Annotated in this window: 23 protein-coding genes; 13 read left to right on the top strand and 10 right to left on the bottom strand. The window is 69.3% G+C overall.

All coding sequences use genetic code 11. The features are described from left to right. Positions 1-158: 158 nt before the first annotated feature. Positions 159-1,238, bottom strand: coding sequence for a histidinol-phosphate transaminase (gene hisC / locus ACWIGU_RS10570; protein WP_356277229.1), 1,080 nt, complete (start codon positions 1,236-1,238; stop codon positions 159-161). Positions 1,239-1,650: 412 nt separating this feature from the next. Here hisC and ACWIGU_RS10565 point away from each other — a divergent pair, with 412 nt between their 5' ends. From ACWIGU_RS10565 to ACWIGU_RS10555, 3 genes are all read left to right on the top strand, one after another. Then, positions 1,651-2,763: a LacI family DNA-binding transcriptional regulator gene (locus tag ACWIGU_RS10565; RefSeq protein WP_326774978.1), complete on the top strand. Its 1,113-nt coding sequence runs from the start codon at positions 1,651-1,653 to the stop codon at positions 2,761-2,763. A gap of 218 nt (positions 2,764-2,981) precedes the next feature. Next, on the top strand, positions 2,982-4,181 hold the full coding sequence (locus ACWIGU_RS10560) for a metallophosphoesterase family protein (RefSeq protein ID WP_454399423.1): 1,200 nt from the start codon (positions 2,982-2,984) through the stop codon (positions 4,179-4,181). Between the two features lie 183 nt (positions 4,182-4,364). After that, complete coding sequence (locus ACWIGU_RS10555) at positions 4,365-5,237, top strand: hypothetical protein (RefSeq protein WP_454399421.1); 873 nt, start codon at positions 4,365-4,367, stop codon at positions 5,235-5,237. Positions 5,238-5,458: 221 nt separating this feature from the next. Here ACWIGU_RS10555 and thiC read toward each other — a convergent pair whose 3' ends face one another. Continuing rightward, entirely contained in the window at positions 5,459-7,243 is a 1,785-nt protein-coding gene (gene thiC, locus ACWIGU_RS10550) for a phosphomethylpyrimidine synthase ThiC (RefSeq protein WP_454399419.1), read from the bottom strand. A gap of 220 nt (positions 7,244-7,463) precedes the next feature. On the opposite strand from thiC, the gene ACWIGU_RS10545 reads away from it, so the two are divergent. Then, complete coding sequence (locus ACWIGU_RS10545; RefSeq protein WP_454399417.1) at positions 7,464-8,813, top strand: YibE/F family protein; 1,350 nt, start codon at positions 7,464-7,466, stop codon at positions 8,811-8,813. Positions 8,814-8,892: 79 nt separating this feature from the next. Here the strand turns inward: ACWIGU_RS10545 and ACWIGU_RS10540 are convergent, their stop codons facing one another. The 4 genes from ACWIGU_RS10540 to ACWIGU_RS10525 all read right to left on the bottom strand — a co-directional run bounded on the left by ACWIGU_RS10540 (position 8,893) and on the right by ACWIGU_RS10525 (position 11,197). After that, complete coding sequence (locus ACWIGU_RS10540; RefSeq protein WP_356277217.1) at positions 8,893-9,354, bottom strand: SsgA family sporulation/cell division regulator; 462 nt, start codon at positions 9,352-9,354, stop codon at positions 8,893-8,895. Positions 9,355-9,454: 100 nt separating this feature from the next. After that, a complete protein-coding gene (locus tag ACWIGU_RS10535; RefSeq protein ID WP_454399670.1) occupies positions 9,455-10,168 on the bottom strand; it encodes an IclR family transcriptional regulator in 714 nt (237 codons plus the stop codon). Positions 10,169-10,522: 354 nt separating this feature from the next. Beyond that, entirely contained in the window at positions 10,523-10,735 is a 213-nt protein-coding gene (locus ACWIGU_RS10530; protein WP_100597186.1) for a DUF5326 family protein, read from the bottom strand. A gap of 144 nt (positions 10,736-10,879) precedes the next feature. Further along, positions 10,880-11,197, bottom strand: a complete 318-nt coding sequence (locus ACWIGU_RS10525; RefSeq protein ID WP_100597187.1) for a cupin domain-containing protein — start codon at positions 11,195-11,197, stop codon at positions 10,880-10,882. An 80-nt stretch (positions 11,198-11,277) separates the two neighbouring features. On the opposite strand from ACWIGU_RS10525, the gene ACWIGU_RS10520 reads away from it, so the two are divergent. The 5 genes from ACWIGU_RS10520 to ACWIGU_RS10500 all read left to right on the top strand — a co-directional run bounded on the left by ACWIGU_RS10520 (position 11,278) and on the right by ACWIGU_RS10500 (position 15,034). Continuing rightward, positions 11,278-11,658 (top strand): phage holin family protein, encoded by a 381-nt coding sequence (locus ACWIGU_RS10520; protein ID WP_454399414.1) that lies wholly within the window; start codon positions 11,278-11,280, stop codon positions 11,656-11,658. Between the two features lie 9 nt (positions 11,659-11,667). Next, the gene (locus ACWIGU_RS10515; RefSeq protein ID WP_454399412.1) at positions 11,668-12,159 is read left to right on the top strand and encodes a low molecular weight protein-tyrosine-phosphatase; all 492 of its coding nucleotides are present in this window, start codon (positions 11,668-11,670) and stop codon (positions 12,157-12,159) included. Then, positions 12,156-13,292 carry a cystathionine gamma-lyase gene (locus ACWIGU_RS10510; protein WP_454399410.1) on the top strand — a complete coding sequence of 379 codons (1,137 nt, stop codon included), beginning with the start codon at positions 12,156-12,158 and terminating at the stop codon, positions 13,290-13,292. The genes ACWIGU_RS10515 and ACWIGU_RS10510 overlap by 4 nt, the downstream gene beginning before the upstream one ends. Positions 13,293-13,530: 238 nt before the next feature. Next, positions 13,531-14,436: a LysR family transcriptional regulator gene (locus tag ACWIGU_RS10505; protein WP_454399408.1), complete on the top strand. Its 906-nt coding sequence runs from the start codon at positions 13,531-13,533 to the stop codon at positions 14,434-14,436. A gap of 115 nt (positions 14,437-14,551) precedes the next feature. Beyond that, positions 14,552-15,034, top strand: coding sequence for an NUDIX domain-containing protein (locus tag ACWIGU_RS10500; RefSeq protein ID WP_454399406.1), 483 nt, complete (start codon positions 14,552-14,554; stop codon positions 15,032-15,034). Positions 15,035-15,141: 107 nt separating this feature from the next. On the opposite strand, the gene ACWIGU_RS10495 is transcribed toward ACWIGU_RS10500, so the two are convergent. Both ACWIGU_RS10495 and ACWIGU_RS10490 read right to left on the bottom strand, forming a co-directional pair. After that, a complete protein-coding gene (locus tag ACWIGU_RS10495; RefSeq protein WP_454399404.1) occupies positions 15,142-16,704 on the bottom strand; it encodes a globin domain-containing protein in 1,563 nt (520 codons plus the stop codon). A 392-nt stretch (positions 16,705-17,096) separates the two neighbouring features. Continuing rightward, entirely contained in the window at positions 17,097-17,228 is a 132-nt protein-coding gene (locus tag ACWIGU_RS10490) for a hypothetical protein (RefSeq protein WP_454399402.1), read from the bottom strand. A gap of 345 nt (positions 17,229-17,573) precedes the next feature. Between ACWIGU_RS10490 and ACWIGU_RS10485 the strand changes: the two genes are divergently transcribed. Both ACWIGU_RS10485 and ACWIGU_RS10480 read left to right on the top strand, forming a co-directional pair. Beyond that, positions 17,574-18,107, top strand: coding sequence for a DUF2269 domain-containing protein (locus ACWIGU_RS10485; RefSeq protein WP_454399400.1), 534 nt, complete (start codon positions 17,574-17,576; stop codon positions 18,105-18,107). A gap of 5 nt (positions 18,108-18,112) precedes the next feature. Beyond that, on the top strand, positions 18,113-18,979 hold the full coding sequence (locus ACWIGU_RS10480) for a GNAT family N-acetyltransferase (RefSeq protein WP_454399399.1): 867 nt from the start codon (positions 18,113-18,115) through the stop codon (positions 18,977-18,979). Positions 18,980-19,091: 112 nt separating this feature from the next. Here ACWIGU_RS10480 and ACWIGU_RS10475 read toward each other — a convergent pair whose 3' ends face one another. Both ACWIGU_RS10475 and ACWIGU_RS10470 read right to left on the bottom strand, forming a co-directional pair. After that, complete coding sequence (locus ACWIGU_RS10475) at positions 19,092-19,514, bottom strand: GlcG/HbpS family heme-binding protein (protein ID WP_454399397.1); 423 nt, start codon at positions 19,512-19,514, stop codon at positions 19,092-19,094. 91 nt (positions 19,515-19,605) lie between these two features. Beyond that, positions 19,606-20,820, bottom strand: a complete 1,215-nt coding sequence (locus tag ACWIGU_RS10470; RefSeq protein ID WP_454399395.1) for an MFS transporter — start codon at positions 20,818-20,820, stop codon at positions 19,606-19,608. 141 nt (positions 20,821-20,961) lie between these two features. Here ACWIGU_RS10470 and ACWIGU_RS10465 point away from each other — a divergent pair, with 141 nt between their 5' ends. Together ACWIGU_RS10465 and ACWIGU_RS10460 are read left to right on the top strand one after the other, a co-directional pair. Then, positions 20,962-21,420, top strand: coding sequence for a MarR family winged helix-turn-helix transcriptional regulator (locus ACWIGU_RS10465; RefSeq protein ID WP_454399393.1), 459 nt, complete (start codon positions 20,962-20,964; stop codon positions 21,418-21,420). An 80-nt stretch (positions 21,421-21,500) separates the two neighbouring features. Next, a complete protein-coding gene (locus ACWIGU_RS10460; protein WP_100597199.1) occupies positions 21,501-21,953 on the top strand; it encodes a GNAT family N-acetyltransferase in 453 nt (150 codons plus the stop codon). Positions 21,954-22,069: the final 116 nt, after the last annotated feature.

Here is a 22,069-nt window from a genome sequence, read left to right as displayed (position 1 = left end):
CCCTTTAATCCCACTGCTCTCCGGATCAACCGGGCGCGCTTGTGAAAGCGTTCACATTCACAAGCATTATGTACTACCGGCTCCGGACAGCAGAAGGGGGGTCCCCCCTTACTCCGGGGAACCCCCACCGCGCTACGGAGCGGCCGCAGCCGCCCGGTCTACAGCTCCTTGCGGAACGCCGCCGCCGTGTTCAGGAAGACGTCGTTGGCCTCGGCCTCCGCGATCGTGGCCCGCATCCCCTCGCCGGCGAACGGCCGCACGACCACACCGGCCTGCTCGCACGCCGCGGCGAAGTCCGCGGTGCGCTCCCCCAGACGCAGCCACACGAAGTTCGCGTGCGTCTCGGGCACGGTCCAGCCCTGCCCCCGCAGCGCCTCGACCACGCGATTGCGCTCGCACACCAGCGAGCCCACCCGGCCGAGCAGCTCGTCCTCGGCCCGCAGCGAGGCGACCGCCGCGTCCTGCGCGAGCTGGCTCACGCCGAACGGCACCGCCGTCTTGCGCAGCGCGGCCGCCACCGGCTCATGGGCGATGGCGAAGCCGACCCGCAGGCCCGCGAGCCCGTACGCCTTGGAGAACGTCCGCAGCACCGCGACATTCGGACGGTCCCGGTAGATCTGGACGCCGTCCGGCACGTCGGCGTCGCGGATGAACTCGCGGTACGCCTCGTCGAGCACGACCAGGACATCGCTCGGCACCCGGTCGAGGAACCGCTCGAGCTCGGCCCGGCGCACCACCGTGCCGGTCGGGTTGTTCGGGTTGCACACGAAGATCAGGCGCGTGCGGTCGGTGATCGCGTCGGCCATCGCGTCGAGGTCGTGGACCTCGCCGGACGTCAGCGGCACCTCCACCGCCTTGGCGCCGCTGATCTGCGTGATGATCGGGTACGCCTCGAAGGACCGCCAGGCGTAGATGACCTCGTCACCGGGGCCACTGGTCGCCTGGAGCAGCTGCTGCGCGACCCCGACCGAGCCGGTTCCCGTGGCCAGGTGCGTGACCGGCACCGCGAATCGTTCCGCCAGCTCGTTCATCAGCCCGGTGCAGGCCATGTCCGGGTAACGGTTGAAGGAACCGGCCGCCGCGACGGCGCTCTCCATCACGCCGGGAAGCGGCGGATAGGGGTTCTCGTTCGAGGACAGCTTGTACGCCACCGGTCCACCGGCCGCGGCAGCCTTGCCCGGCTTGTAGGTGGGAATACCCTCCAGCTCGGCACGCAGCTTGGGGCTCGTCTCGCTCACCGCAGTCCTCCTCGCGACCACCATTTCAATACTGCTCACCTTAAGAGGATTCGCGGCAGACCCCAATGCTCCGGGGCCCTCGACCTCCCGGGCGGTCGTCCGACACCACCCATGACGACGGCCACGGACCTCCCGTAGGCGTACGGAGGAGGGGGAGCGCTCCCCTTTTCAGCGCGCGCCGGTAGCTCGCGCCGTGGCGCGCATCCCCCGTGAAGGTGAGTTGAGACCTACTCGCAACATCGCCGACTTGGCAGGCCCACGCGCGCCGACAAGCGACGTCCTGGCGTCTATACGCTCAACTCCCTTGATTTCCAAGGTCATTGACTCGCTCCCGCCATGCAGAAACGTGCCTGTCAACGCGCGCATATGCACTCACGCCACCCCGCCACATGAGCCCTACTATCGGCTCGCCATGACAGCAGCAGGGAAGCACCAGGTGAGCCGGGCAGAGACCACCCGCCGAGGCACCCGGCAGGTGCGGGCGGGCATCAGAGACGTTGCCGCCGCCGCCGGGGTGTCCATCACGACTGTCTCCGATGCGCTCAACGGTAAGGGCCGGCTCCCGGACGCCACCCGACGCCATGTCCGCGAGGTCGCCGACCGGTTGGGCTATCGCCCCTCCGCGGCGGCCCGAACGCTCCGTACCGGAAAGTCGGGCCTGATCGGCCTGACCGTCACGACCTACGGGGATGAACCTTTCACCTTCACGGAATTCGCGTACTTCGCGGAAATGGCGAGAGCCGCCACCTCGGCGGCGCTCGCCCGCGGGTACGCCTTGGTCATCCTGCCCGCCACCTCACGCCATGACGTCTGGTCGAACGTCGCTCTCGACGGCACCGTCGTCATCGACCCCTCCGACCACGACCCGGTGGTCACCGAGCTGGTCCGCCAGGGCCTGCCCGTCGTCTCCGACGGACGCCCCGCCGGCACGCTCCCCGTCACCGCCTGGGTCGACAACGACCACGAGGCCGCCGTCCTCGGCATCCTCGACCACCTCGCCGCCGCGGGGGCCCGCCGCATCGGACTGCTCACCGGCACGACCACGGACACGTACACCCATCTGTCGACCTCCGCGTACCTGCACTGGTGCGAGCGGATCGGGCAGGAACCCGTGTACGAGTCCTATCCCGCGCACGACCCGTGCGCGGGGGCCGTCGCCGCCGACCGGCTCCTGGCCCGCCCCGACCGGCCCGACGCCGTGTACGGACTCTTCGACCCCAACGGCACGGACCTGCTCGCCGCCGCCCGCCGGTACGGCCTGCGCGTCCCCGAGGACCTGCTGCTCGTCTGCTGCAGCGAATCGACCGTCTACGCCACCACGGAACCGCCCATCACGACCCTCTCGCTCAAGCCCCGGCGCATCGGCACCGCGGTCGTCCAGCTACTGATCGACGCCATCGAAGGGGTTGAATCGGACCAGCCGGTCGAGCAGGTGATACCGACGGAACTCATCGTCAGGACCTCGTCCCAGCGCCGTCCGCCCCGCACGACGGTCAGCCCGCCCCGCTCCCCGGGACACGGCTGAACGACGGCTTCCGGGTGGTCACCCCGAAGACCACCCGGAAAAGCCCGTACCAATTCGGGAGAAAAGCACGGTGAACAGCCGCCCGGATCCGATTCACCACCCCTGGTGCGTCACACAGCGCGAGCCGCATTCCTATGATGGGCGCACGACACCGCGGGCGGCTGCGACCAGGCAGTCCGATCCGGTGCAGAGGCGGCGCAATGGTGGTGGAGGGGTCGATGACTCAGGGGGCCGGTCAGGGACCCGAGGTGCGCACGGCGACGCTGCGCGACTTCCGCGTTCCGGCGTACGTCCATGACGTACCGGCGTACGTCCAGGAGCCCGGCCACGACCCCGCTCCGCCCGCCCCTGCCGCGCCCGCGCAGGCGGAACCGGACCCTGCTCACCAGGAGCCGTCGTACCCATCGGCGTCACACCCGGACGCGTCGCACCCCCCGGAGCCCTCTTACGCGGAGCCGTCCCCTCAGGACCCCGCGTTCGACCAGCCCGACGGGTACACGCCCACCCAGCGCGACCTGCCGGTCATCAACCGCGGTGACACGGTCCAGGTGCAGATCGACACCGAGCCCGCGCCCCGTCCCGCCGAGGGGCTCGGCCCGCTGTACGTCGTCGGCGACGTGCACGGCTACCTCGACGAGCTGATCGCGGCCCTGCACGAGCAGGGCCTCATCGACGCCGAGGGCAGCTGGTCGGCCGGCACCGCCCGACTCTGGTTCCTCGGCGACTTCACCGACCGCGGGCCCGACGGCATCGGCGTCATCGACCTCGTGATGCGCCTGTCCGCGGAGGCCGCGGCCGCCGGTGGCTACTGCAAGGCCCTCATGGGCAACCACGAACTGCTCCTGCTCGGCGCCAGGCGCTTCGGCGACACCCCGGTCAACTCGGGCGCCGGCACCGCCACTTTCCAGGCGGCCTGGCTGCTCAACGGCGGGCAGAAGTCGGACATGGACCGCCTCCAGGACGTCCATCTCCAGTGGATGTCCCGGCTCGACGCGATCGAGCTGGAGGACGACCACCTCCTGATGCACTCCGACACGACCTCGTACCTCGACTACGGCGACTCGATCGAGGCGGTCAACGACATGGTCCGCGAGACCCTCACGCGTAACGACGCGGACGAATGCTGGGACCTCTTCCGCAAATTCACCAAGCGCTTCGCGTTCCGCGACGAATCCGGGCCCGAAGCCGTGCGTGAGCTCCTCGACACCTACGGCGGCGCGCGCGTCGTCCACGGCCACAGCCCCATCCCGTACCTTCTCGGCGAGGTGGGCACCGAGGACGCGGCGGACGGATCCGAGGACAGCCGCCCGCAGATCGAGGGCCCGCATGTGTACGCGGGCGGGCGCGCGATCGCGATGGACGGCGGAGTGACCATGGCCGGAAAGCTGCTGGTCCAGCAACTCCCCATGGATAGCTAGGCGTTCCCCGGGCAGGCGCTCCGAACGGGGGCTCAGTCCGGCCACCGGGCCGAATTCGGGAAACCCCCTGTCACCGCGTGCCGTCGCCGCTCTACCATCGGCTTATCCGTAGCAGGCTCCCCTCCGTTTCTGCCCGACGGCTCGTACCCATGCGAGCCCCCAAGCCCTACGGAGCATCGGGGGATGCACATGAACAGCGCTCCGCACCTGCTGAACGAGGACCGCCCCGAGTTCGAGCGGATCCTCGATGAGGCGCTGCGTACCGCACCGGACCGCCCTGATCTCGCCGCAGTGGGTCAGCGGCTCAACCCCGAACAACTGCGCACCATGGCGCTCAACGCCACCGCACTGATCACGGCCGCCGCCGCGACCGAGTACCAGAACTACGTGAAGGTCCGCTCCGACCTGCGCGCCTCGCCCCGGCCCGTGCGTCCGCTGCGCGAAGGGGAGAGCACGGCGGAATCCGGCGGCGGAGCGATCGGCCTGGCCGCCACCGTGGGCGAGGTGGCGGAGACCACGGGCGCCGGCGTCATAGCCGTCGTCGCGGTACTCGCCCCCGTGCTCGCCGGGACGGCCGCCGCGATCTTCCTGCTCGTCGGCTACATCCTGAAGATGCTCGATCCGGAACCGGCGTTCGCCCAGACCCTGTTGATGGCCGGCTGGGTGTTCGGCGCACTCACGGTGGCGGGCATCCTCGTCGCCGGAGCGGGCCTGCTGCTCACCGCTCTGCGCAACGGCTCGACGTCCTTGCAGGCCGGCGCGCACACCGAGTCGAGCGAGGAGGTGGACCGGGCCAGGGAAGCCTGGGGCCTCGTGCTCCTGGAGCGCGGCATCCTGCCGTTCCTCCGGGAGGCGCTCGCGGAACCACCGTCGGCCCCCGCCAATCGCGGGGGCGGACCCGGAGCAGCGGGCCGCATGCCGCACCTCGGGTACAACAGGCCCGGGTTCAGCAGCCCGGGCACCGACGGCGGCTCCCCCGCGGGCCCGCGCCCGACGTACTCGAGCCCGGACTTCACAAGCCCCGACTTCGGAGGCCCGGAACACAAGCCGGACTAGGGCCTTTCGTTTGGATCAGGCTGGATCAGGGAGCGGGGTCATGGGGGTCCCCCCTGTTCGAGCGAAGCCGAGAACTTGGGGGAGCGCGTGCCAGACCCCGCGAGCCCAGCATGATCCAAACGAAAGGGCCCACGGCCGACGGGCGTTGGTCCCGGAGCACCCTGTCCACCGGCCGCGAAAGGCGACCGGTGGACAGCGCCCGGCGCCCCGCGTGGGCGAGGTCAGTCCGCGATCGGCAGATAGACCCGGTTGCCCGCGGCGGCAAACTCCTTGGACTTCTCCGCCATGCCCTCCTCGATCTCACTCTTCGTCCCGCCGTGCTGCCGGCGGATGTCCTGGGAGATCTTCATCGAGCAGAACTTCGGCCCGCACATCGAGCAGAAGTGGGCCGTCTTCGCCGGTTCGGCCGGGAGCGTCTCGTCGTGGAACTCCCGTGCCGTGTCCGGGTCGAGGGCCAGATTGAACTGGTCCTCCCAGCGGAACTCGAACCGCGCGTCGGAGAGCGCGTCGTCCCAGTCCTGGGCGCCCGGGTGCCCCTTGGCGAGGTCCGCCGCGTGGGCCGCGATCTTGTAGGTGATGACGCCGGTCTTGACGTCGTCCCTGTTCGGCAGGCCCAGGTGCTCCTTGGGCGTGACGTAGCAGAGCATGGCCGTCCCCCACCACGCGATCATCGCGGCTCCGATGCCGGAGGTGATGTGGTCGTACGCGGGGGCGATGTCGGTCGTCAGCGGGCCGAGCGTGTAGAAGGGCGCCTCCTCGCACACCTCCTGCTGAAGGTCGATGTTCTCCTTGATCTTGTGCATCGGGACGTGCCCGGGGCCCTCGATCATCGTCTGGACGTTGAAGCTCTTCGCGATCGTGTTGAGCTCCCCGAGCGTCTTCAGCTCGGCGAACTGCGCCTCGTCGTTGGCGTCCGCGATCGAGCCGGGCCGCAGACCGTCACCCAGCGAGTACGTGACGTCGTACGCCGCGAGGATCTCGCAGAGCTCCTCGAAGTTCTCGTAGAGGAAGCTCTCCTTGTGGTGCGCCAGGCACCAGGCGGCCATGATCGAACCGCCGCGCGAGACGATGCCCGTCTTGCGGTTCGCGGTGAGCGGGACGTACGGCAGCCGCACACCGGCGTGGACCGTCATGTAGTCGACGCCCTGCTCGGCCTGCTCGATGACCGTGTCCTTGTAGATCTCCCAGGTCAGCTCCTCGGCGCGGCCGTCGACCTTCTCCAGCGCCTGGTAGAGCGGCACCGTGCCGATCGGGACGGGGGAGTTGCGCAGGACCCATTCGCGCGTGGTGTGGATGTTGCGCCCGGTGGAGAGGTCCATGACGGTGTCGGCGCCCCAGCGGGTCGCCCATGTCATCTTCTCCACCTCCTCCTCGATCGACGAAGTGACCGCGGAATTGCCGATGTTGGCGTTGACCTTCACCAGGAACCGCTTGCCGATGATCATCGGCTCGATCTCCGGGTGGTTGACGTTGGCCGGCAGGACCGCGCGGCCCGCGGCGATCTCCTCACGGACGACCTCGGGCTCCACGTTCTCCCGGATGGCCACGTACTCCATCTCGGGCGTGACCTCCCCGCGCCTGGCGTACGCGAGTTGGGTCACCGCCCGGCCGTCACGGCCGCGACGAGGCTGGCGGGGGCGGCCGGGGAAGACCGCGTCGAGGTTGCGCAGGCCGCCGCGCGGAGAGGTGTGCTTGATGCCGTCGTCCTCGGGGCGGACGGGGCGGCCCGAGTACTCCTCGGTGTCGCCGCGGCCGATGATCCAGTTCTCCCGCAGCGGGGCGAGGCCCCTGCGGACGTCGGTGTCGACACTCGGATCGGTGTATGGCCCGGACGTGTCGTAGAGCGTGACCGCCGTGCCGTTGGTGAGGTGCACCTGGCGGACCGGCACCTGGAGGTCGGGGCGTGAGCCCGTGACGTACCCCTTGTGCCAGCCGATGGACTTCCCGGCCTCGCCCGTCTCTGCGGACGGGTTGGAGGCAGGCGTGCGTGCGTCCGATGTGGTCATGAGACCTACTCCCTACGCCGGCATTACCCGGTAACAGGTTCGGCGGTCGACGCAGCGGCTTCCGTCGGGCGATGTTTCATGTGAAACATCGCCGAAGCGGAGGTCAGCGCCCTCTCAGCCCGGTGCTCCGAGCTCCCGCGTGTGCAAAGGTGCCCCCACGCTAGCGTCATTTCTGGCGTGCTGAACAGAGGGCCCCCGCCGTTCTTGCGATGATCGGGCGGTGACCAGCACGCCGCAGCCTCCGTCCACGCCGCCGCAGCCGCCCCGCCAGGGGAGCGCCGAACACGGGCACTCCCACAGCCACGGCCCCGCCGCTCCCGTTTCCAAGCACTTGCGCAAGGTCATCGCCGCGGTACTGATCCCGTTCTCCGTGGCGGTCGTGGTCGGCCTCGTGGTGCTCTGGCCCGGCGGCGCCCCGTCCCACGCCCGTACCGGCGTCGGCTTCGACCGCCAGACCCAACAGGCCACCGTCACAAAGGTCGACAAGGTCGACTGCAAGTCCGTCAACGCCTCCGGCGACACCCCCACCGGCGATACGTCGACCGCCGAGGGCCAGACCGCCGAGCAGCAGGCGAAAGGCACGTGTAAGAAGACCACGGTCCGCGTCGACAGCGGCAAGGACACCGGCCGTACGTTCACGGAGATCGTGCAGCCGGACTCACCACGGCAGTTGCACGAGGGCCAGAAGGTGATCGTGGCCTACGCGCCCGACGCGCCCAAGGAACTTCAGTACTCCGTCACCGATGTGGACCGCAGGCTCCCGATGACGCTGCTCGCCGGGATCTTCGCGCTGGCGGTGGTCGTCGTGGGCCGGCTGCGGGGTGTCATGGCGCTCGTCGCGCTGGCGATCAGCTTCATGGTCCTGACCTTCTTCATCCTGCCCGCGATCCTGCAGGGCTCGAATCCGCTGGTGGTGGCGGTGATCGGGGCGAGCGCCATCATGCTGATCGCGCTCTACCTGTGTCACGGCCTGACGGCCCGGACGTCGGTCGCGGTGCTCGGCACGCTCGTGTCGCTGGTCCTGATCGGTCTGCTCGGCTCGCTGTTCATCGGCTGGGCGGCGCTGACCGGCAACACGGACGACAACACGGGTCTGATCCACGGTCTCTACCCGTCCATCGACATGAGTGGTCTGCTGCTCGCCGGCGTCATCATCGGTTCGCTCGGTGTGCTCGACGATGTGACGGTCACGCAGACGTCGGCGGTGTGGGAGCTGCATCAGGCGGACCCGACGATGGGCTGGCGCGGTCTGTACCGCGCGGGCATCCGGATCGGCCGCGACCACATCGCGTCCGTGGTCAACACCCTCGTCCTGGCGTACGCGGGCGCGGCGCTGCCGCTGTTGCTGCTCTTCTCGATCGCGCAGAGCAGTGTGGGCACCGTGGCCAACAGTGAGCTGGTGGCCGTGGAGATCGTGCGGACCCTGGTGGGCTCAATCGGGCTGGTCGCCTCGGTACCGGTGACGACCGCGCTCGCGGCCCTGGTGGTCTCGGCCGACCGGCCCGGATCCCCGTCCGCTGCCGCGGCCGGTCCGGCACGCGGAGGAAGGGGCCGGCGACGGAAGCGCTGAACCCCTGCGAGGGCACCCCGAGGGCACCGGTCTGCTGAAGCGTTACCTCAGTTGATGATCCGGGGACTCCTGGAGCCCGTCAGCCGGCGCTCTGCTCCTCGGCGAGGATCCGGTCGAGTGCCTCGTCGAGATGCGCCTCGAAGTCGGCGAGCGCACGCTCCTGGCCGAGCGGTACGAGCTTGTCGGTGCGGTCGAGGAAGGCGACGACGGGAGCGACGCCCGCCCGGAACAGCGCCTGGTCACCGCCCACTTGGAGCCTGATGTGCACCTCGCCCGGCATCTCGCCCGATCTGCCGGCCAGTTCAACCGGCTCGATGCGCACATCGCCGTCGCCGCAGGGACCGGCCACCCCGTCCACCAGGAGCTCTCGGCCGAAGGCCCAGGTCACCGGGGCGTCCCCAGGGAGGTGGAAGGTCAGCCGCACGGCGTAGGGATCAGCCGCGGCGTACCGCAGCTCCACCGGGATGCGGAACGAGAGTTCCTCGGAGACGAGGAAGCTCATCATGACCTCTGCTTGTACTGCCTGTACCGACTCGCGCATCGCCTACCCCGTCAATTTGCCGTCGATTGGCCGGGAATAACCTTCCCGGCACCCTTCGCATCTTGCTTAACGTACATGCGGGATCACAAGGAGTGAGTTTTCAGATGCTGATAGAGAAGGCGAGTGTCCTGACGAGTTTTCCGACTTCGTTCTGCAGCTGTCGTGCCGCGGGCAGCAGACGACCGGCCTGATGGGACGGGAGAGAAACCGCCATCGTGGCCGCGGTGGACCCGACGGTGATGGGGAACGCCGCGCAGACCGTGCCCAACGCGTACTCCTGGCGCTCCACGACCGGTTGCATGCGCCCCAGCCCGTCGAGGCGTCGTAGCAGTGAGCGGTCATCGCGCACCGTGTACGGGGTGATCGAATACGCGGGATAGCGGTCGAGGTGGTCGCGTCGGCTCTCGTCGTCGAGCTGGGCGAGGAGGCACTGGCCGATCGCGTGCGCGTGCCCCGTCTCGCGGAAGTCGGCCCATTCCGCGACCGCCGGATTCCCGGGCGTGTCGGCGACGGCCACGACTTCGATCTCGCCCTCGCGGTAGACCGAGAAGTACACCGGGACGCCGATGGCGTCGTGCCAGTGCTGCAGGGCGTCGGTGATCATGCCGCGACGATTCTGCTGAGCTGCGCCGCCACTCAGCCGCTCGGCCGCCGCACCCAGGACGAACAGGCCCGTCTCCTTGCGGAGATAGCCCTCGTGGGCGAGTGTGCGCAGCAGGTGGTACGCCGTGGGAAGCGCGAGGCCGGCCTCCCGGGCGAGCTGCTTGGCCGGGGCTCCCTCTTCGTGCGACGCGACGGCCTCGAGGAGGCGCATGGCGCGCTGGACGGAACCGATGAGGGTGGGCGGGGCGCCGGTCGGGCCGCCCTCGGGGTGGGCCTCGGCCTGACCGTCGTCGTAGCTGTGCGTGCGACAGCCGAGGGGTGGGGGCATTGCGTGTGGGGACGTGGCGTCGGCAGACATGGTGTCGGGGGACGTGATGTCGGCAGACGGGGCGGCGGAAAGCGGTTCAGCCGTGGCCAAGGTTCACTCCCGAAGCGCGTGGGGTCCCCCCCGCTTCTCGGGAATCACGGGGGTGCGGCCGTCGAGTTGTGGACTCTAGCCTTGGCCACCACTTCAAGAGGGCCGCGCGGGGAAACTTCCCCCGCGCGAGCGAACCGTTGCCCAGAGCTACCAGTCGCTGCGCGAGGACGAGCCCGTGATGAACTTCCGTACGACGTAGATGAGTCCACCGACCAGGGCCACGAAGACCAGCACCTTGAAGAGCAGACCGATCACGAAGCCCACGACGCTGGCTATCAGTCCGCCGAAGACGACCAGGGCGATGACCGGCACCGCGACCCACTTAACCCACCACGGCATGCCCGCGAAGATCTCTCGCACTGCCATCGTCCATACCTCTCTCCCGAGCCGTACCGCTTCGATACGGCTTCTGCATTCGATGCTGGCATGCCGAGGGGCCCTGTGGGGGCCGCGGACCCCTTGTCGTTCCCTGAGCGACCCCCTAGGGAACCCCGAGACCCGCCGTCAGCTCTCAGGCGGAGAGAACACCACCAGAACCCGCAGGTCCTCGCTGATGTGATGGAACTTGTGGGCCACCCCCGCCGGCACGTACACGACGCTGCCACGCGCCACCTGGGTCGTCTCCATGCCGACGGTGATCGAACCGCGACCGCTGACGACGAGATACACCTCGTCCTGCTGGTGGGGCTGCTGCGGGTCCTGGTCCCCCGCGTCGAGGGCGTAGAGCCCGACCGACATGTTCCGCTCCCGCAGGAACTGCAGATACGCGCCGTCGTTCGCGGCACGTTCCGCTTCCAGTTCGTCCAGCCGGAATGCCTTCATCCCACTTGTCCGCCTCTTGCCCGTGAGCGGCCTCGCAGGGCCACTCTCATGATCCGGTCTCGTCTGCCACGATCAGACACATGAAGAATTTCGTAGTCAAGACGATCGCCAACGCGGGGGCCCTTGCTGTCGCGGTGTGGCTGCTCGACAAGATCACGCTGACAGGTGACAGCACCGGCAAGAAGGTCGGCACGCTGATCATCGTGGCGCTGCTGTTCGGCCTGGTGAATCTCCTGGTCAAGCCCATAGTGAAGCTCCTCACCTTCCCGCTCTTCATCCTGACGCTCGGCCTGATCACGCTCGTGGTCAACGCCCTGATGCTGCTGCTGACCTCGTGGCTGGCCGACCAGCTCAACCAGAGCTTCCATGTCGAGGGGTTCTGGACCGCCGTCCTCGGCGGCCTGATCATTTCGGTCGTCTCCTGGGCGCTGAACGTCGTCCTGCCCGACGACAAGGACTGACCCCGCCCCATGTCGTTCCGTGTGTGCTTCGTCTGCACCGGCAACATCTGCCGCTCGCCCATGGCCGAGTCGGTCTTCCGCGCGCGCGTCCACGAGGCCGGTCTCGCCGGCCTCGTGGGGGTGGACAGCGCGGGCACCGACGGCTGGCACGAGGGGGACGGTGCCGACCACCGCACCGTCTCCGTGCTGGCGGCCGGCGGCTATGAAAGCGGCCATACGGCCCGGCAGTTCAGCGCCTCGTGGTTCTCCCGGCTCGACCTGGTGATCGCCCTGGACGCCGGGCATCTGCGCACCCTGCGCCGGCTGGCACCGACCCCGCAGGACGCTGAGAAGGTCCGCCTGCTGCGCTCGTACGACCCCTCGGCAGGGACAGACCTGGATGTACCGGACCCGTACTACGGCGGCATCGATGGCTTCGAGGAGTGCCTGAGAATGGTGGAGGCGGCGAGCGACGGTCTGCTCGACGCGGTACGCGCGGCACTGGAAGGGCGGGCGGCATGACGCAATCGACACAGATCGGGGACGGCACAAGGGCAGTGCGGGCGGGGCTGCCCGAGGCCTCGAAGAACGATCCGACGCTCCCAGGGCCGGTCTTCGCCGCACACTTCCACCTGCCGGGCGATGTCTCGGGGCCCTATACGTACGGCCGGGACGACAACCCGACGTGGACCCACCTGGAGCGGGCCATCGGCGAGCTCGAGGCGCCCGGCCAGGAGGATGTCGACACCCTCGTCTTCGCGTCCGGGATGGCCGCCATCTCGGCGGTGCTGTTCTCGCAGCTCAAGTCCGGCGACGTGGTCGTTCTGCCGAGCGACGGCTACCAGGTGTTCCCGCTCGTCCGCGAGCAGCTCACGGCGTTCGGCATCGAGGTCCGCACCGCCCCCACCGGCGGCGACGCCCAGCTCGACGTCCTGGACGGCGCGAAGCTCCTGTGGATCGAGACGCCGTCGAACCCCGGCCTCGACGTGTGCGACGTGCGGCGGCTCGCCGAGGCGGCACACGCGCGTGGCGCCCTGGTGGCGGTCGACAACACGCTCGCCACGCCTCTCGGCCAGCGCCCCCTGGAGCTCGGCGCCGACTTCTCCGTGGCCAGTGGCACCAAGCAGCTCACCGGCCATGGCGACATCCTGCTCGGCTACGTGACCTGCCGCGACGCCGAGCTGACCGCGTCGGTGCGGGGCTGGCGCAAGATCGTCGGTGCGATTCCCGGCCCGATGGAGGCCTGGCTCGCCCATCGCTCCCTCGCCACGCTCCAATTGAGGGCGGAGCGGCAGAACGCCAACGCTCTCGCGCTCGCTCTCGCCCTGCGCGACCGCGACGACATCGAGGGCCTGCGTTACCCGGGTCTTCCCGACGACCCCTCGCACAAGATCGCCGCTCAGCAGATGCGGCGCTTCGGGTGCGTGGTCTCCTTCACGCTGCCCACGCGGGCGCGTGCCGAGCGGTTCATGGAGTCCCTGACGCTGGTGGACGACGCGACGAGCTTCGGCGGCGTGCGGTCCACGGCCGAGCGCCGTCGCCGCTGGGGCGGGGACGATGTCCCGGAGGGCTTCATCCGCTTCTCCGCCGGTGCCGAGGATCCGGACGACCTGGTGGCCGATGTGCTGCGCGCGCTCGACGAGACGGCCGTCTAGGGCCCCTCGCGGGCCACTTCATGCCGGCCGCGGCCTCGGTCTCATCACCGGCTACGCACAATGGACGGCCCGAGCCTCCCCCCTCGCGGCTCGGACCGTCCCCGGTTCCTGCGCGCTAAGAACCGCGCGCATAAGGCTAGTTGACTCTGTGTCAGTGTCCAATCACGGTAGCGACAGAGACCTATCGACATATTTATAGTTGAGGCCGACCCGGAGGCCGAGAGGGGAGGACACCGCCATGGATCTCGCCCTGCTGCGCACGTTCGTGACCGTGCACCGGGCGGGCTCCTTCACGCGGGCCGCCGCGCTGCTCGGCCTTTCGCAGCCCGCGGTGACATCTCAGATCCGCACCCTGGAGCGGCAGTTGGGCCGTCCCCTGTTCCTGCGCCAGGCGCGTGGCGTGACCCCCACCTCCATCGGCGACGAACTCGCGCACAAAGCCGCTCCGCACCTCGACGCCCTCGTGGAGATCACCGAGACCGGCATCGACGAGGAGTCGCCGGTGCGCACGCTGCACCTCGCGGGGCCTCCGGAGTTCACCGCCGAGCGTGCGCTGCCCGCCCTGACCGCACTCACCCGTGACGACGGCCAGAGCTTCGCCCTGCGCGCCTCCTTCGGCAACGCCGAGGAAGTCCTGGAAGGGCTTGGCGCCGGACATCATGATCTGGCCATCACGACGGCCCGCCCGCGCGGCACCCTGCTCTCCGCGACTGCGCTCTGCGACGAGGAGCACGTCCTCCTTGCCTCGCCACGGTGGGCTGCCCGCATAGGGCCCGGCACCCTTCGCCGCAACGGCGTGGCCGCGCTGGAGGATCTGCCGCTGGTCGAGGCGCACGAGTCGCTGCCGTTCGTCGCCCGCTACTGGGCCGCTGTCTTCGACTCACGCCCGGCCACGTCGGGCACGGTCATCGTGCCGGATCTACGCGCGGTGCTCGCCTGCACGATCGCCGGTGCCGGGCTCTCGGTACTGCCGCGCTACCTCTGCGCGCCGGCCCTGGAGCGCGGCGAGGTCGTGGCCCTGCTCGATCCCCCGGTGCCCCCTCTGCGGACGTACTTCCTCGTTGTGCGCACGGGAACGCTGGCCATGCCGCACATCGCGCGGGCGCACGAGTGGCTGCTGCGTACCGCCGTCGATTGGTGCTGATCCGTTCGTGCTGACCGATTCCTGGTGATCAACTAGCGCTGGTCAGGTGGCGTTGGCCTGAGGCCAGGTCGGTACGGAATGTTTCACGTGGAACCAGCGGGGCCACATTTCTCCCATGACCGTCCGACCCGTGGTCAAGCGCACCGCACGCGCCGTCCTGCTCGACGGCGACGACCTGATCCTGATCAAGCGGACCAAGCCCGGCCTGGATCCGTACTGGCTGACCCCCGGCGGCGGGGTCGAACCCGAGGACGAGACCGTCGTCGACGCCCTGCACCGCGAGGTGCACGAGGAGCTCGGCGCCAAGATCCTCGATGTGGTGCCCTGCTTCGTGGACACCGTCGAGCACATCGGCGAGGACGGCGGCGCCACCGGCGTGAAGGTCCAGCACTTCTTCGTCTGCCGCCTCGAGTCGATGGACCTCAGTCAGCGGCACGGCCCCGAGATCGAGGAGCCGTGCGGCGAGTACGAGGTCGTGCGGGTGCCTTTCACCCGCGTCGGCATCGCCTCGGTCCATCTCGTCCCGCTGTCCCTGCGGCACTACCTGGACGGCAACATCGAGGGCGTACGGGCGATGCACGCGCCTGACCTGGGCTGACGGGGCGGGGCTGGGACTTCAGGGCTGAGGCTTCAGGGCTAGCGCGCGGGCCTCGTCCGCGGGCGCCTGCTGCGGCTTTCTTCGGGCCCGGCGCTCAGCTGCCGGCGTCAGTTGCCGGTTGCGACTAGCTCCTCCACGGAGTCGTGGCGGATCCGGTCCACCGGGATCCCGATGTCCCGCAGGGCGTCGACCCCGTTGCGGATCATGCCGGGCGGGCCCGACAGATAGGCGTCGTACTCGTTCCAGGGGCCGTACTCGCGTACCGCGTCGGGCAGTTGCAGATGGGCCTGCTGATCGACGATCGGGCGGACCGCCAGCCACGGGTGGGCCTGCTGGAGCCGCAGCATCGTGTCGATGTCGTACAGGTCGTGGTCGGTGCGAGCCCCGTAGAACACCTCGACCCGGCGCCGCTGGCCGTGCTCGGCGACGTCCTCGACGAGAGCCTTGATGGGCGCGATCCCGGTGCCTCCGCCGAGACAGAGCAGCCCGCTGTCGGAGCTGTGGTCCACCGTCATCGAACCGGAGGGCGGACCGAGCCGGATCACATCGCCGGGACGGGCGCGGTGCACGAGCGCATTGGACACCCACCCCGCAGGGACGGCCTTCACATGGAACGAGAGCAGCCCGTCGGAGCGGGGCGCCGAGGCGAAGGAGTAGTGCCGCCAGATCCGCGGCCACCAAGGCGTCTCCAGGCTCGTGTACTGCCCGGCGAGAAACGGGTACGGCTGGTCGGGCCGGACCGTGACCACGGCGATGTCCGGGGTCCTCAGGTCGTGCGAGACCACCTCGCCGTACCACCACGCGGGCGCGCGCAGCTCGTCCGCTGCCGACGCGTCGATCATGACCTGGGAGATCGTCGTGTACGTGCGCACCCAGGCCGCCTCCGTCTCCTGGTCCCAGGTCGTCGTCGCGTACCGGGTCAGCGCGCCGATCAGGCACTCGCCGACCGCGGGGTAGTGCTCGGGCTGCGTGCCGTACTTGCGGTGCCCACGGCCCAGGTTCTGCAGGTACGGGACGAGGACGCTCTTGTTGTCGGCGTGCTCGGCCGCCGTCAGCAGCGCCTTGAGGAGCCGGTCGCGCTGGGTGTCCATCGAGGCGGGGAACAGGGGCCGGAGTTCGGGGTGGCGCACGAAGAGCAGCGCGTAGAAGTACGAGGTGACCTTGTCGGCGTCGGGGCCGACCTCCTCCAGCGTGCGGCGGATGAGCCGCGCGTCGGGGGAGGCTTCGGGCGCGGGAGCGGGGCGGGGGGTGGCCTCTGCCGTGGGCTCCGGTGCCGGTGCCGGGGGCGCGGAGTGCGGCGGGTGCGCGGGGCTCGACCCTTGTCCGTGCTGGGCGGCATGGGGGCGCGCGGTCGCGTCCGGACCGGGCTGGGCAGGGCGCGTGTTCCCGCCGGGGGCGGCCTGTCGGGGGCGCGGGCCAGGGGCCGACGCGTGCTGAGGTGCGGGTACGGCCTCCGCCGCCGGGGCGGGGCTCTGCGCGGGCACCGTCTCCGCGTGGTCGTCCGATATTCGCTCGGGCCGGCCCACGGGCCGTATCGGCGTGACCTTGCGCCCCTCTGACGGCGTGTGCTGGTCCGTGCCCGGGCCGGTGGGCGGCGCCTTGCGCGGAGTGAACCAACCGCCCCCGCCGCCGGAACCGGAGTCGGCCGACGTAGTGGTCGGAGCGTCCATGCTGTGCCTCGCCTCGAACATCTTTCGGTCGGTCTGCGTACTCCCGCGATCGGAAGTAGCTCTTTCCCCGTTCTGCCGCGGCAGAATGCGGCGGCCCAAGTGAACCCGCATTCCGGTCCGCTACGGACAAGTAAGGGAGGAATGTGACATTGCCCGCAGTTCCTCACCGCAGCGTGCCATCCGGTGCGACCCCGCAAGCCGCATAGCGGAAATACCAGGTCTTCGATCTCTCCGTCCCGTTAGGCTGTCTACTTGGCCTGCGTGCATGGCCCGGGATGCGCCGAGCGCGCCGACCTCGGACCGGAGTCGACCATACCGGCACCCGCCAAACGCACAAGTCCCCCTTGCCCAGTAAGGAATTCGACAGGGGATATGCCCCTGCAATCCCTCAATTAGCGGGCGTGCCGCACCAATTCGCATGCCTCCCGCAGATAGCGACCGGCATACCAGTGAGTCGCCAGACCCGCGACGCGCTGATCCACATTGATCGCGACCGACACCGGCACGGCGCCGAACAGCTCCACATCGGAGAATGAGTCGCCGCAGACCATGCAAGCGGCCCGTGACACCCGAACTTTTCACGGAGCTGGTCCGCGATCTTCACCTTCCCCGCGGCGCTGAGCAGGGCATGCACCCGCCGCGCGCACTCCAGCGCTCCGATGCACTGCGCGCCGATCTCACGGTCCAGGGCCACCATCTCGGCCTCGAGCCCCAGTTGACGGGAGATTTTCACGGGCACCGACGTCCCGTGAAGCAGCGTTCCGTCCAGTTCAAGGGATGCGGTCTCGCCATCTACGCCGAGGCTAGTACCTGGGGTTACTCCCTCTGTCGGACGCCCTCGAGGGGGCACTCCCGGCACGGTGTTTCACGTGAAACTACGCCGTCCCGCTCGCCGGTCCACCCTCGTCGTCCATGTGACGTCCTCCGCTTGCTGGCTGGGGCTCACACTCGGCCTGCTCGCGCTCGCCGTCACGGCGATCACCACGGGTTCCGACCCGATGGTCGAGGCCGCCTGCCGCGCCATGAAGGTCTTCACGGACTGGCTGGTGATCCCGCTCGCTCTGCTCACTCTGCTGAGCGGCCTGCTGCTGTCACTGGGCACCCCCTGGGGCCTCGCCCGCCACCGCTGGGTCTATGCCAAGTTCTGGCTCACGCTGGCCACAACTGTCGCGTCGATCTTCGCGCTGCGTCCCGGCGTCAACGCCGCGGTCGCGACGGTCATGGCAGGTACTCCGCTGCCCCAGCCGAGCGCTCTGGTGGCCGGCCCCATTGTCTCCCTGACCGCCTATCTCTTCATGACGGTGATCTCGGTGCTCAAGCCATGGGGACTGACACGACGTGGCCGAAAGCAGCATGCTGCCCGCAAAGCGGTGGACGCGGACCGGCTGCGTCAGTCAGCCTGACCTGCGTGTCGACACCTCCCCTCTCCGATCTGCCCATCCGCCGACTCACCCCGCGCGACCTCACGGCGTGCGCCGATCTCTCCGAGGACCGCGGCTGGCCCCGCGAGGAACACAAGTGGGGTCTGCTGCTCGCGGCCGGCACCGGCTACGGCATCGATGACCCCGACGGGGGTCTGGTGAGCGCCTGCGTGGTGACCGACTACGGCCCGCCGAACCGGCCCGCGCTGAGCGCCATCGGCATGGTGCTCGTCGCCGAACGCCACGCCCGCCGCGGCATCGGCCGCCGCCTCATGCAGTACGTCGCCGAGCAGGCGGACACCACACCGCTCACCCTGCACGCGACCCCGAACGGCCGCCCGCTCTACGAAGGGTTGGGCTTCAAGGTCACCGGGCGTGCGGAGATGGTGCGGGGACGCTTCACCCCCGGTGAACCGACGCCGTCCGTGGCCACGCGCGCCGCGACCGCTGAGGATCTCTCGGCCATGCTTCGCCTGGACGCAGAGGTCTTCGGCCCCGACCGCACCCATGTCCTGACCCGCCTCCCGGCTTTCGCAGACCAGTTGCGCGTGGCCGAGGACGGAGGCGAACTCATCGGCTTCGCGGCCGCCTGGCCCAACATGGACACCCATGTCATCGGCCCGCTGATCGCCCGCGACACCGAGACGGCGAAGGCTCTCGTCACCTCGCTCGCCGCCGGTACGGATCGCCCCCTGCGTACCGACATCGACGTGCGTCATGAGGAACTACTGGCGTGGATCAAGTCACGAGGGGTGAAGTCCCAGGCCTTCAACGCCGTGATGACCTACGGCGCCCCCGAACTCCCCGGCGACTGGACGCGTCGTTTCGCGCCCCTGACGGTCGCCGCGGGCTGACCTGACCGGGCAGCGCATGCAATGAAGTCCGCCTCTGAACACCGTGGGATCACGGCGTCCAGAGGGGGACTTCTGTGTGGCGAGGCGCGTCCCGCTCAAGCCTCGTCGAGCGTCAGACGAGCTCTGAAACGGCTGCCGTGGCGAACCCGTGGTCCTGCTCCGGTGCGCCGCCGCCGACACCGACCGAGCCGATGAGGCGACCGTCGCGGTGGACGGGGATGCCGCCCGCGATGAAGAGCAACGGCCGGTCCAAGGCGGTGGGCAGGCTGTGGAACGGGCCGTCGGGCTTGACCAGGTCGACGAGGTCCGCGGTCGGGGCGTTCAGCTGGAGGGCGGTGTACGCCTTGCGGGTGCTGGTCTCGCCGGAGATCAGCACGGCCTGGTCGTCACGCCGGAAGGCGAGCAGGTGTCCGCCGGCGTCGAGGACGGTGACGCTGACGTTCACTCCATCGGACTCGGCCGCACGACGGGCTGCGGTCACGAGAATCTCCGCGTCCTGGATGGTCAGCGGCGCGACAGCCGTGGTGGTGCTCATGAGGGTTTCTCCTTGCGGGGATGTGCGGTGGAACGGGTGCGGGGACGACGCTGGCCCCGGGGTGAGGGTGAAGTGAGGGTCTGCGGTCAGCTCAGCTGCGAGCGGGTTCCGCCTGCCGGGCCCCTTCGGGAGTCGCGCTTGCGACGACCGGACTCGAGGCCTTGGACTGGCGCTCAAGGCCGGCGGACACGACAGCCAGGACGAGTGCGGCGGCGGCGAGGACAGCGCCGACCCAGTTGGGGGCCGTGTAGCCGAGGCCGGCCGCGATGACGATGCCGCCGAGCCAGGCCGAGAGCGCGTTGCCGAGGTTGAAGGCGCCGATGTTGACCGCGGAGGCCAGCGTGGGGGCGCCGTGGGCCTGGTCGAGGACCCGCTTCTGCAGCGGCGGCACCGTGGCGAAACCGAGAGCGCCGATCAGCGCGATCGAGATCGCCGCCAGGACCTTGTTGTGGGCGGTCAGCGTGAACAGGGCCAGCATGACGGCCAACCCGCTCAGTGCGACGTACAGCATCGGCATCAGCTTGCGGTCGGCGAACTTGCCGCCGATCAGGTTGCCCGCGACCATGCCGAGGCCGAACAGGACGAGGAGCCAGGTCACCGACGTGTCCGCGTAACCGGCGACGTTCGTCATCATCGGTGCGATGTACGTGATGGCGGCGAAGACTCCTCCGAACCCGAGCACGGTCATGGCCATCGCCAGCAGGACCTGGACGTTCTTGAAGGCGGCGAGTTCGTGCCGCAGGTGGACTCCTTCGGCCTTGGGCATGTCAGGGACGAGCTTGGCGATGCCGAGCAGCCCGACGACTCCGAGCGCCGCGACGGCCACGAAGGTGACGCGCCAGCCGACGCTCTGGCCGACGAGCGTGCCCAGGGGTACGCCGACGACGTTGGCGACGGTCAGGCCGGTGAACATCATGGCGATGGCTCCGGCCTTCTTCTCGGGGGCGACCAGCTCGGCCGCGACGACCGCGCCGATTCCGAAGAAGGCGCCGTGTGCGAGTGAGGCGACCACGCGGCCGATCACCATGACGAGGAAGACGGGTGCCACCGCGGAGAGCACGTTGCCCAGGATGAACAGGCCCATCAAGAGCAGCAGCATCCGCTTGCGCGAGATGCGGGTGCCCAGAATCGTCATGAGGGGGGCACCGAACATGACGCCGAGGGCGTAGCCGGTGACCAGAAATCCGGCCGTGGGGATGGAGACGCCGAAGTCACCCGCGACCTCGGGGAGCAGCCCCATGATCACGAATTCCGTGGTTCCGATCCCGAAGGCCCCGATCGCGAGAGCCAGAAGCGCGAGAGGCATAGGGTTCACCTTCCCAGACTGTTGCAGGTGCGCTTTGCGTGCGTTCACAATACTTGCAGACGCGCACTACTTGCAAGCGCGGACAATTTCACGCGTGGACTATCCTGGGTTCAGCCGCTTCGGGACGGAGGAACTAGAGCCATGACCGCCACAGACCCCGCACTCACCGCCCTGGCCCAGGGCTGGTGCGCCCTCTCCCTGCTCCACGGGAGGATCGAAACCCACATCGAGCGCGCTCTGCAGGCCAAGCACGACCTGAGCGTGCGGGAGTACTCACTGCTCGATGTCCTCAGCCGCCAGCACGACGGTGAAGGCGGTCACCTGCAGATGAAGCAGGTCGCGGACGCCGTTGTCCTCAGCCAGAGCGCCACCACGCGCCTGGTGACGCGTCTGGAGGACCGCGGTCTGCTCGCCCGCTACCTCTGCCCCACCGACCGTCGCGGCATCTACACGGACGTGAGCGAGGCGGGACTGGCTCTGCTCGCCGACGCGCGGCCCACCAATGACACCGCCCTGCGCGAGGCACTCGACGAGGCGGCCAGGAACCCCGAACTCGCCCCGCTGGTCCGCGCGGTGGAAGCCGTACGCGTCCCCGCCTGAGAGTCACCTCGAAAGGCCGGGGTCCGCCCGGCGCCGGGCGGTCCAGGACTGACGACACCATGTCCGCATAAGCTGCGGCCATGGGAGATCTTGAGATACGGCCTGCCGTGGCCGCCGACATCCCGGCCATCGTGGAGATGCTGGCGGACGACCCCCTGGGTGCCCGCCGCGAGTCCCCGGACGACCTCACGCCCTACCTGGAGGCGCACGCGCGCATCGCCGGGGACCCCAACCAGCACCTGGCCGTCGCCGTGCGCGAGGGGCGCACTGTCGGCACCCTTCAGCTCACCGTCATCCCCGGGCTCTCCCGGAAGGGCTCCACGCGCTCGATCATCGAGGGCGTCCGCATCCACGCGGACGAGCGTGGCAGCGGGCTCGGCACGTTGCTCATCGAGTGGGCCGTGGATGAATCCCGCCGTCAGAACTGCCAGTTGGTGCAGCTGACCTCCGACGCCACCCGGACCGACGCCCATCGCTTCTACGAGCGACTTGGTTTCGAGGCCTCACATGTGGGCTTCAAGCTCCAGCTCTGACAACGCCGAGGGGCCGGGCGGTCGTCTGTTTCACGTGAAGAAAAAAAAACCCCCCCCCCCACACCCACAAAAAACACAAAAAAAAACAACAACAACTATACATGCTAAAGCGACAA

This window comes from Streptomyces sp. NPDC055400, assembly GCF_053644375.1.
Note: the sequence above shows the minus strand (reverse complement) of the source record. Positions and strands in the feature narration are given on the sequence as shown.

Bases quoted from the DNA above. Each gene is read 5' to 3' on its own strand.
- ACWIGU_RS10510 (WP_454399410.1), top strand. From the start codon at position 12,156: ATGACGCAATCGACACAGATCGGGGACGGCACAAGGGCAGTGCGGGCG.
- ACWIGU_RS10565 (WP_326774978.1), top strand. From the start codon at position 1,651: ATGACAGCAGCAGGGAAGCACCAGGTGAGCCGGGCAGAGACCACCCGC.
- thiC (WP_454399419.1), bottom strand. From the start codon at position 7,243: ATGACCACATCGGACGCACGCACGCCTGCCTCCAACCCGTCCGCAGAG.
- ACWIGU_RS10460 (WP_100597199.1), top strand. From the start codon at position 21,501: ATGGGAGATCTTGAGATACGGCCTGCCGTGGCCGCCGACATCCCGGCC.
- ACWIGU_RS10515 (WP_454399412.1), top strand. From the start codon at position 11,668: ATGTCGTTCCGTGTGTGCTTCGTCTGCACCGGCAACATCTGCCGCTCG.
- ACWIGU_RS10525 (WP_100597187.1), bottom strand. From the start codon at position 11,197: ATGAAGGCATTCCGGCTGGACGAACTGGAAGCGGAACGTGCCGCGAAC.
- ACWIGU_RS10555 (WP_454399421.1), top strand. From the start codon at position 4,365: ATGCACATGAACAGCGCTCCGCACCTGCTGAACGAGGACCGCCCCGAG.
- ACWIGU_RS10535 (WP_454399670.1), bottom strand. From the start codon at position 10,168: ATGCGCCTCCTCGAGGCCGTCGCGTCGCACGAAGAGGGAGCCCCGGCC.
- ACWIGU_RS10560 (WP_454399423.1), top strand. From the start codon at position 2,982: ATGACTCAGGGGGCCGGTCAGGGACCCGAGGTGCGCACGGCGACGCTG.
- ACWIGU_RS10540 (WP_356277217.1), bottom strand. From the start codon at position 9,354: ATGCGCGAGTCGGTACAGGCAGTACAAGCAGAGGTCATGATGAGCTTC.
- ACWIGU_RS10475 (WP_454399397.1), bottom strand. From the start codon at position 19,514: ATGAGCACCACCACGGCTGTCGCGCCGCTGACCATCCAGGACGCGGAG.
- ACWIGU_RS10470 (WP_454399395.1), bottom strand. From the start codon at position 20,820: ATGCCTCTCGCGCTTCTGGCTCTCGCGATCGGGGCCTTCGGGATCGGA.
- ACWIGU_RS10505 (WP_454399408.1), top strand. From the start codon at position 13,531: ATGGATCTCGCCCTGCTGCGCACGTTCGTGACCGTGCACCGGGCGGGC.
- ACWIGU_RS10500 (WP_454399406.1), top strand. From the start codon at position 14,552: ATGACCGTCCGACCCGTGGTCAAGCGCACCGCACGCGCCGTCCTGCTC.
- ACWIGU_RS10495 (WP_454399404.1), bottom strand. From the start codon at position 16,704: ATGGACGCTCCGACCACTACGTCGGCCGACTCCGGTTCCGGCGGCGGG.
- ACWIGU_RS10520 (WP_454399414.1), top strand. From the start codon at position 11,278: ATGAAGAATTTCGTAGTCAAGACGATCGCCAACGCGGGGGCCCTTGCT.
- ACWIGU_RS10465 (WP_454399393.1), top strand. From the start codon at position 20,962: ATGACCGCCACAGACCCCGCACTCACCGCCCTGGCCCAGGGCTGGTGC.